Raw genomic sequence first — 9090 nt, 5'->3', positions numbered from 1 at the left:
CGATTTGGGGTCGCAACGCGGGGCCGTATGAAGCGGCAACAGGCCCTTGTGATAATCCACGATCTCGACCTCTTCGGCGCCCGCTTGACTCCAACAAAAGCACACCCGCCATTGGTCGTTGATGCGAATGCTGTGCTGGCCGGCGCGGCCGCCTTGAGCGCTTCCAGACGGTTGTCGGGTGGCGCGCTCAGATCCTCCAGCCGACCGGCGATTTCAAGTTGCCTGAGCTTGCGCCGCGCCACCTTGGCAATATTGGCGAATCGCTGGACGCGGATGCCTCGCGCAAGCGCCTTGGTGTCGGGCACCGGAATGATGCGATCATTGGGTATAGTAACGGCGCGTGTATAACGCCGAGCATGATGTACGCAGTTATCGTCCAGCTTGGCGCGTCTTGCATGGCCGGCCGCCACTGATCGAAAAAAAGTAAACGTGCTGGGCGCGGCGTGCCTTGCTTGTTTGCGAGAGGCTTTGAATCACGCGGGGGTTATGTCAGACAATGAATCACGGCCTGATGTCCGGGTGCGTTGGCCAGCCGCGCATCGCTGGTGAGCAACGGCGCGTCCAGCGCTTCGGCTAACGCCACATAGGCCGCATCGTAGGCGCTGATATTAGCGCGCAGTTGCCAGACCCGGCGCAGCAGCGGGGCGTGCGGATAGTGCTTGATGCCGAATGCGGCCAAGTCGTCCAGCGCTTGGGCGCCGCGCCGGGCGCCCAGTTCGCCGCGCAGATGATAGCGGCGTAGGGCCTGGGCGATTTCGATATCGATCAAATCCGGGGCATGCAGCGTCTGGCGCTCGTCCAGCCATTGCTGCGCCGCGTCCGCCCTGGCAGTGCATAGCAGCGCCTCCAGTATCGCGGACGCATCGACTACCACCACCGGATTCAACGCGCGTCGCGTTCGGCGCGTATCGCTTCGGCGGGTGTCTCGCTGACGGCTACAGGCCGTCGTTTGGCCAATCGCGCGCGCAACTCCTCGGGCGTAGGCCGCTCGGCGATTTTGCTCAACTCAAAGATCAGATAGTCGGACAGCGACCGACCCGACAGCGCCGCCCGGCTTTTCAATTGCTGGTGCAGCGGCGTGGGTACGTTGCGTAATTGGATCATGGTGCTCATGTGCTAAACATGGGGCCATGCAGCACGCATGTCAATAAATGCTAGGCCAGCATGTCCGCGATGGATGCGCTGAACAGGTACAGGAACACGAAAGCGGCGGCGGTTGCGCCCCAGACTTCGACCGCCGAGCGCCTTGCGCTGACCCGGCGGCGCGCCCCGAATCCTTAGGTAAGGTAAGGCGCGAGCACAAGAGTCGTGACCTATATCAGACTGATCGCTGTCTTTCTTGTTTCTGCTTGCATTACCGTACCCCCTCATGAGCGCGGGCGGACCGGGCCGCGCTGACTCCCTATCTCATCTACCAAACATTGCCGCCGTCCGGTATTATCCGATCGCTCAAAAGGCCAAAAACGGCTCTTGCGATTTCATCGTGGCGCCGTCGCGCCAGGCATGCGGCTTGCCGGCATCGGGACCCGGGAATAGCACAAAATCAGCACGTCGGCTTTCAAGATATTGTTTTTGTTGTGTATTATTCGCCATTTCGCGGCAACAGGAGTTCGAATCCTCTAGGAAACGCCACTTTATGGAAAAGCCGCAAGCCGTCGGGTTTGCGGCTTTTTTTCTGGGCGTTCATTGCTTATTCGGGCGGTTGTCGATAAAAACGCGTACTGACGCATCGGCGTTTCGATTTCGGTATCTCAAGCAACAAGGGTAGTCATGCGCATCACGATTTTCGGTACGGGTTACGTGGGTCTGGTAACCGGTGCATGCCTGGCGCACAGCGGCAACCACGTGGTGTGCGTGGACATCGACGACGACAAGATCGCGCGTCTCAACCGCGGCGATATCCCGATCTACGAGCCGGGCCTGGATACCCTGGTGCACGATAACGTCGAGGCCGGGCGTCTGCGCTTCACCACCGATGCGGCCGCGGCGATCGAGCATGGCATGCTGCAGTTCATCGCGGTTGGCACGCCGCCGGACGAGGACGGCAGTGCCGATCTCAAATATGTGCTCAAGGTGGCCGAAACGATCGGCGGGCATATGAACGAGTATCGGCTGGTGATCACCAAGTCCACCGTGCCGGTCGGCACCTCGGACAAGGTGCGCGAGCAGTTGGCTCGGGCTATTTCGGCGCGCGGCGCGACGGTCGAATTCGATGTCGCCTCCAATCCGGAATTTCTAAAAGAAGGGGCGGCGATCGACGATTTCATGAAGCCCGATCGCGTGGTCGTCGGCGTGGACAACGAGCGCGCCGCCGATCATCTGCGCGCGCTGTACGCGCCGTTCAACCGCCAGCACGACCGCACGATGGTCATGGATATCCGTTCCGCGGAGCTGACCAAGTACGCGGCCAATATCATGCTGGCGACCAAGATCAGCCTGATGAACGAGCTGTCTCAGGTCGCCGACCGGCTGGACGCCGATATCGAGCAGGTGCGTAAGGCGATCGGTGCCGACCATCGCATCGGCTATCACTTCATCTATCCGGGCTGCGGCTTCGGCGGCTCGTGTTTTCCCAAGGACGTGCGCGCGCTGGCGCATACCGCGGCCAAGATCGGCTACGACACCGAGATCATCAATGCGGTCGAGCGCGTCAACAACCGCCAGAAAACGGTGCTGTTCGACAAGCTCCATGCGCACTTCGGCGGCGATCTGGCCGGCAAGACGGTCGCGCTGTGGGGCTTGGCCTTCAAGCCGAACACCGACGACATGCGCGAAGCGCCGGCGTGCAGCCTCATGGAGGCGCTCTGGGCGGCCGGCGCGAGGGTGCGGGCCTTCGATCCGGAAGCGATGGATGAGACGCGGCGTATCTACGGCGAGCGCGATGATCTTGCGCTTTGTGACGACGGCGAGGCCGCCGCGGACGGCGCGGATGCCTTGGTGTTGGTCACCGAATGGCATATCTTCCGCACGCCCGACTTCAACGAATTGGCTCGTCGCATGAACGAGGCGGTGCTGGTCGACGGGCGCAACATTTACAAGCCGTCGTATGTGGCGGGCGCCGGTTTCGCCTACTACGGCATCGGCCGCTCCGCGACCACTGGCGCGCGGCGCGCGGTTGGCTAAAATACGCTCCGTTTCAATCGGAAAGATTGACGCTGGGAGTCGTCAAAATGCCTATCTACGAATACGTTTGCACAAACTGTGGCGAGCCGGTCGAGAAGCTGCAAAAGCTTTCCGATGCGCCGCTGGCCGATTGCCCGGCCTGCGGCCAGGCCAGCCTTAAGCGCAAGGTCTCCGCGGCGGGGTTTCGCCTGTCCGGCGGCGGCTGGTACGAGACCGATTTCAAATCGGACAACCGTCGCAATTTGACCGGCGAGAGCAACAAGTCAAGCTCGGACTCGTCCGGCAACGGCGCGGCGGGTAACGGCGCGTCGAGCGGGTCCAAATCGTCCGAGGATAAATCGAAAAGCTCGGATAAAGCGCGCAAATCGAGTAGCGAATCGAAACCGGACAAGACGCCCGCCAAATCCTCCGGCGCAAGCGGCGACTGAAAACATTCGTTGCGCCGGCGGGCCGCGATCGTGACGGGTCGCGGCCATCGGCGCGCCGGTACGCCGGGCTTTATACGCTCCAGGCTACCGGCCGGCCCCGGGCTCTTGGTAGACTCGCGCTCTTTTGCGAGGCTCGAGACGCGCGCCATGATGCGATCCCACTACAGCGGCGATGTCACCGCCGCCGCGATTGACGCCACCATCACCGTTTGCGGCTGGGTGCACCGGCGCCGCGATCACGGCGGGGTGATCTTTGTGGATCTGCGCGATCGTAGCGGTCTGATCCAGATCGTGTTCGACCCGGACGAAGCCGAAACGTTCGCCGCCGCCGAGCGCTTGCGCAGCGAATACGTCATCCAGGTGACCGGCCGTGTACGTGCGCGGCCGGAAGGCACGGTCAACCCGAGCCTGGCATCCGGCGAGATCGAGGTCTACACGACCGAACTGGCGGTTCTGAATGCCTCGGAAACCCCGCCGCTCCAGCTCGACGAGACCGAAACGGTCGGCGACGCCGCGCGCCTGCGCTATCGCTACGTCGAACTGCGCAAGCCGCGCATGCAACGTCATATGCAGCTGCGCGCCCAGGTGACCCGCGCCGTGCGCCGCGCGTTGGACGATCTCGGCTTTCTCGATATCGAAACGCCGATCCTGACCCGCGCCACGCCGGAAGGCGCGCGCGACTATCTGGTGCCGAGCCGAACCCAGCCGGGGCATTTCTTCGCGCTGCCGCAGTCGCCGCAGCTGTTCAAGCAGCTTCTGATGGTCGCGGGCATGGACCGCTATTACCAAATCGCGCGCTGTTTCCGCGACGAAGACCTTAGAGCCGATCGTCAACCCGAGTTTACCCAAATCGATATCGAGGCCTCGTTCGTCGACGCCGACGACATCATGGCGCTCAACGAACGCATGATCCGCACGCTGTTCGACGAAGTGCTCGGCGCGAAACTGCCCGATCCGTTTCCGCGCATGGCCTACGCCGAAGCCATGCGCCGTTTCGGCTCCGACAAACCCGATCTGCGCATCGATCTCGAACTGGTCGATATCGCCGATCTGGTGGCCGACGCCGAATTCAAGGTCTTTTCCGGCCCGGCCAACAGCGAGACGGGTCGGGTGGCCGTGCTGCGCGTGCCGGGCGGCTCGGGCCTGACCCGCAAGCAGATCGACGAGTACACTGAGTACGTCGCCCGCTACGGCGCCCGGGGGCTGGCCTACGTCAAGATCAGCGATGCCGCCAAGGGTCGCGACGGCATGAACTCGCCGATTTTGAAGTTTCTGTCGGACGAGGCTATCGCCGGCATCGTCGGCCGCACCGGCGCGGCCGACGGCGATCTGCTGTTCTTCGGCGCCGATAACGCCCGTGTCGTCAACGACGCGCTCGGCGCGCTGCGCGTCAGGCTCGGCCACGATCTGGGCCGCGTGACCGGCGACTGGGCGCCGCTGTGGATCGTCGACTGGCCGATGTTCGAATACGACGAAGCGACCAAGCGCTGGCACGCCGCGCATCATCCGTTCACCGCGCCCGCGGTCGATGACCCGGAGACCTTGAAGGCCGCGCCGCATCAGGCGATGGCCAAGGCTTACGACATGGTGCTGAACGGTTCCGAGGTCGGCGGCGGCTCGGTGCGTATTCATTCGCGCGAGATGCAGCAGGCCGCGTTCGATGTGCTGGGCATCGCGCGCGAGGAAGCCGAGGAAAAGTTCGGCTTCTTGCTGGAAGCGCTCAAATTCGGCGCGCCGCCGCATGCCGGCATCGCCTTCGGGCTGGACCGGCTGGTGATGCTGATGGCCGGTGCGGACTCGATCCGTGAAGTCATCGCGTTTCCCAAGACCCAGACCGCGACCGACCTGCTCACCGGCGCGCCGGGCGAGGCCGATGCCGCGCAACTGCGTGAGCTGGGTATCCGTCTGCGGGCCAAGCCGGCCGGCGAGCCCGGCGGCGAAGCTCAGGGTTGAATCGATCCTGAAGATAGCTCGCGGTCTGCGCTAGACTAGCGAGCTGTCACCCAGCCGCAACGGCTGGGCGCGCGGTCGCCGCGGGCGTTCGTGTGATCTCTTTCGTTTTCATAAATCGGAGTATTCAATCCATGTTTGATGCGGATGAGCGTATTGCCGAATTCGATCCCGAACTGGCCGCGGCCATCGCCGACGAGGACCAGCGCCAGGAAGATCATATCGAGCTGATCGCCTCGGAGAACTACACCAGCCCGCGCGTCATGCAGGCCCAGGGCTCGCAGCTGACCAACAAGTACGCGGAAGGTTATCCGGGCAAGCGTTTTTACGGCGGCTGCGAATACGTCGACGTGGCCGAAAAGCTGGCGATCGAGCGCGCCTGCCAACTATTCCACTGCGATTTCGCCAATGTCCAGCCGCACTCCGGCGCCCAGGCCAACGCCGCCGTGTTCCTGGCGCTGGTCAAGCCCGGCGATACCGTGCTCGGCATGAGCCTGGACGCCGGCGGCCATCTGACCCACGGCGCGGCGCCCAACTTCTCCGGCAAGAACTACAATGCCGTGCAATACGGTTTGAACGAAGCCACCGGCGAACTCGACTACGATGAAATCGAGCGCCTGGCCGACGAACACAAGCCGAAAATGATCATCGGCGGCTTCTCGGCCTACTCGCGCAAGATCGACTGGGCGCGTATGCGCGCAATCGCGGATGCGGTCGATGCCTGGCTGCTGGTCGATATGGCGCATGTCGCCGGGCTCGTCGCGACCGATCTGTATCCGAGCCCGTTACCGCACGCTCATGTTGTGACCACGACCACGCACAAAACGCTGCGCGGGCCCCGGGGCGGCCTGATCCTGTCCGCCGCCGGCGACGACAAGCTCTATAAGAAGCTCAACTCGGCGGTGTTTCCCGGCACCCAGGGCGGGCCGCTCATGCACGTGATCGCCGCCAAGGCGGTGGCGTTCAAGGAAGCGTTGGAGAGCGATTTCCAGAGCTATGGCCAGCGCATCATCGACAACGCCGCGGCCATGGCCGAAGTGTTCGTCGAGCGCGGCTACGAGGTGGTTTCGGGCGGCACCGATAACCATCTGATGCTGGTTAGTTTAATCAAGCAGGATATTACCGGCAAAGACGCCGAAGCGCTGCTCGGCCGGGCGCACATCACGGCCAACAAGAACGCGGTGCCGGGCGATCCGCGCTCGCCGTTCGTCACCTCCGGTCTGCGTATCGGCACGCCCGCGGCCACCACGCGCGGGTTCGGCGTTCAGGACATGCGCCATGTGGCGACCTGGATCTGCGATGTGCTCGACGCGCTGGCGGACGACCGGAACGTCGATGCCGAGGTCGCGCGGGTGCGCTCGGCGGCGGCCGAGCTGTGCGCGCGCTACCCGGTGTACCGCGCGGCGGCCCGCGGCGCGGCCTGAGACGGCGTAGGCCGGCGAGGTTCGTCGTGCAGTGCCCGTTTTGCGATGAGCGCGCGACCCGCGTCGTCGACTCCCGGCTGGCCGCCGAGGGCAGCCAGGTACGGCGCCGGCGCGAGTGTCCGAACTGCCATACGCGGTTCACCACGTTCGAGACCGCCGAATTGTTGATGCCGCGTATCGTCAAGAACGACGGCACGCCCGAGCCGTTCGATGTCGACAAGTTGCGCCGCGGCATTACCCGGGCGCTGTACAAGCGTCCGGTCGGGCCCGAGGCCGTGGATACCGCGGTCAGCCATATCCGGCAACGTCTGCGTTCCGACTCCGAGCGCGATGTGGCCTCGCGCCGGCTCGGCGAATGGGTGATGGAAGAACTGCGCGAGCTGGATCAGGTCGCGTACGTGCGTTTCGCCTCGGTCTATCGGCGGTTCGAGGATGTTCAGGCGTTTCGCGAGGAGATCGAGCGGCTGGAAGCCACGCCGGGCCGGGACACGGGGCAGATGTCGCTGATCGATTCCGGCAAGGATCGGTCATGAGCGCGATCGAGCCGCGCGGCGCGGTGCATGCCTTTTTCATGCAGAGGGCGGTCGAGCTGGCTCGTCGCGGCTGGTACACGACCCGGCCGAACCCGCGCGTGGGCTGTGTCATAACGCAGGCCAATGTGGTTCGCGGCGAGGGTTGGCACGAGCGCGCCGGCGAAGGGCACGCCGAGGTGCGCGCACTGGAGGACGCGCGGGCCCGCGGCAACGATCCGAAGGGCGCGACCGTCTATGTCACGCTCGAGCCCTGTAGCCACCGGGGGCGGACTCCGCCGTGCACCGAGGCGCTGATCGAGGCCGGCGTCGCGCGCGTGGTGGTCGGCGCGCAGGACCCGAATCCATCGGTCGACGGGCGGGGCATCGCGGTATTGCGCGAGGCCGGTATCGAGGTGACAACCGGGGTGATGGCCCAAACTTGCGCCGCGCTCAACGCCGGTTTCAATCAGCGCATGGCGCGCGGCCGGCCGCGGGTTCGGGTCAAGCTGGCGATGAGTCTGGACGGTCGCACCGCCGCCGCCGACGGCAGCAGCCAATGGATCACCGGCGAGGCGGCGCGCGACGATGTGCACCGGCTGCGCGCCGAAGCCGGCGCGGTACTGGTCGGCCGCGGTACGCTGGTCGCGGACGACCCCGCGCTCAACGTGCGCCTGCCCGGCGATTGGGCCCAGCCGCTGCGCGTGGTGATCGACAGCGATCTGGCCATGGGCGCGGACGCCCGCATGCTTGGTCTCGACGGAGCCACGCTGGTCGCCACCGCCTGTAAGGATGCGAATCGCCGCGCCACGCTGGAAGCGGCCGGCGCGGAGATACTCGACGTGGCGCGCGGCGAGCGCGGCTTGGATCTGGAATATGTTCTGAGCGCGCTTGGCGGGCGTGAAATCAACGATGTGCTGGTCGAGGCCGGGCCGACGCTGGCCGGCGCGTTAACCCGTGCCGGCCTGGTCGACGAGTTTGTTATCTATGTCGCGCCCATGCTGATCGGCAACGCCGGCCGGGCGCTGATGGCGCTGCCCGGCGTGCTCGCTCTGGCCGATGCGCCGGCGCTGATTTTCGACAACGTCGAGCCGGTGGGCGCCGATCTGAAGATCACGGCGCGCCCGGCTCCGTCGCAACCGGACTGATCGCATGTTTACTGGCATAGTCAAGGGATTGGGCACGATCGTCGACCAGCAGACCCATGGCGGTAACAAGGGCGGCGATACCCGCCTGACTCTCGATATCGGCGACACCGATCTGGGCCCGATCGCGATCGGTGACAGCATCGCCGTGGCTGGCGTGTGTCTGACCGCGATTGAGATCGAGGGCGCCCGGTTTGCCGCCGATGTGTCCAAGGAGACGCTGTCGTTGACCACGCTCGGCGAGCGCAGCGTCGGCTCCATGGTAAATCTGGAAGCGCCGCTACGCGCCGGCGAACCGCTTGGCGGACACATGGTCGCCGGCCACGCGGACGGTATCGGCGTGCTCGAGGAAATGGTCGCCGACGCCCGTTCCTGGCGCTTGACCTTCTCCGTCCCCCGCGCGATCGCCCACTACATCGCGCCCAAGGGCTCGGTCGCGGTCGACGGCATCAGCCTCACCGTCAACGAAGTCGCCGGGCGGCGTTTCGGCGTGAACATCATTCCGCACACG

9 protein-coding genes and 1 pseudogene are annotated in these 9090 nt (G+C 64.8%); 7 read left to right on the top strand and 3 right to left on the bottom strand.

The window, feature by feature from the left end; all coding sequences use genetic code 11:
* The 3 genes and pseudogenes from VFJ08_RS14065 to VFJ08_RS14055 form a co-directional block, all read right to left on the bottom strand.
* Positions 1–311, bottom strand: a pseudogene (locus tag VFJ08_RS14065) (type II toxin-antitoxin system RelE/ParE family toxin); the annotation flags it as partial.
* A 173-nt stretch (positions 312–484) separates the two neighbouring features.
* Positions 485–877: a type II toxin-antitoxin system VapC family toxin gene (locus VFJ08_RS14060; RefSeq protein ID WP_324997855.1), complete on the bottom strand. Its 393-nt coding sequence runs from the start codon at positions 875–877 to the stop codon at positions 485–487.
* A 5-nt stretch (positions 878–882) separates the two neighbouring features.
* Entirely contained in the window at positions 883–1104 is a 222-nt protein-coding gene (locus tag VFJ08_RS14055; RefSeq protein ID WP_324997854.1) for a hypothetical protein, read from the bottom strand.
* Positions 1105–1770: 666 nt separating this feature from the next.
* Between VFJ08_RS14055 and VFJ08_RS14050 the strand changes: the two genes are divergently transcribed.
* The 7 genes from VFJ08_RS14050 to VFJ08_RS14020 form a co-directional block, all read left to right on the top strand.
* Positions 1771–3123 (top strand): UDP-glucose/GDP-mannose dehydrogenase family protein, encoded by a 1353-nt coding sequence (locus VFJ08_RS14050; RefSeq protein ID WP_324997853.1) that lies wholly within the window; start codon positions 1771–1773, stop codon positions 3121–3123.
* A gap of 47 nt (positions 3124–3170) precedes the next feature.
* Entirely contained in the window at positions 3171–3551 is a 381-nt protein-coding gene (locus VFJ08_RS14045; protein WP_324997852.1) for a zinc ribbon domain-containing protein, read from the top strand.
* A 150-nt stretch (positions 3552–3701) separates the two neighbouring features.
* Positions 3702–5504 carry an aspartate--tRNA ligase gene (gene aspS / locus VFJ08_RS14040; RefSeq protein WP_349257020.1) on the top strand — a complete coding sequence of 601 codons (1803 nt, stop codon included), beginning with the start codon at positions 3702–3704 and terminating at the stop codon, positions 5502–5504.
* A gap of 131 nt (positions 5505–5635) precedes the next feature.
* Complete coding sequence (gene glyA, locus VFJ08_RS14035; protein WP_324997850.1) at positions 5636–6925, top strand: serine hydroxymethyltransferase; 1290 nt, start codon at positions 5636–5638, stop codon at positions 6923–6925.
* 26 nt (positions 6926–6951) lie between these two features.
* Complete coding sequence (gene nrdR / locus VFJ08_RS14030) at positions 6952–7458, top strand: transcriptional regulator NrdR (RefSeq protein WP_324997849.1); 507 nt, start codon at positions 6952–6954, stop codon at positions 7456–7458.
* On the top strand, positions 7455–8582 hold the full coding sequence (ribD, locus tag VFJ08_RS14025; RefSeq protein WP_324997848.1) for a bifunctional diaminohydroxyphosphoribosylaminopyrimidine deaminase/5-amino-6-(5-phosphoribosylamino)uracil reductase RibD: 1128 nt from the start codon (positions 7455–7457) through the stop codon (positions 8580–8582). Before nrdR ends, ribD begins: the two co-directional genes overlap by 4 nt.
* A gap of 4 nt (positions 8583–8586) precedes the next feature.
* A partial coding sequence (locus VFJ08_RS14020) for a riboflavin synthase (RefSeq protein WP_324997847.1) occupies positions 8587–9090 on the top strand: 504 nt, incomplete at its 3' end.

Origin of the sequence: Salinisphaera sp. (genome assembly GCF_035690525.1) — a bacterium.
Lineage (GTDB): Bacteria > Pseudomonadota > Gammaproteobacteria > Nevskiales > Salinisphaeraceae > Salinisphaera.
The sequence above is the reverse complement of the archived record's forward strand: the minus strand, read 5'-3'. Positions and strand labels throughout refer to the sequence as shown.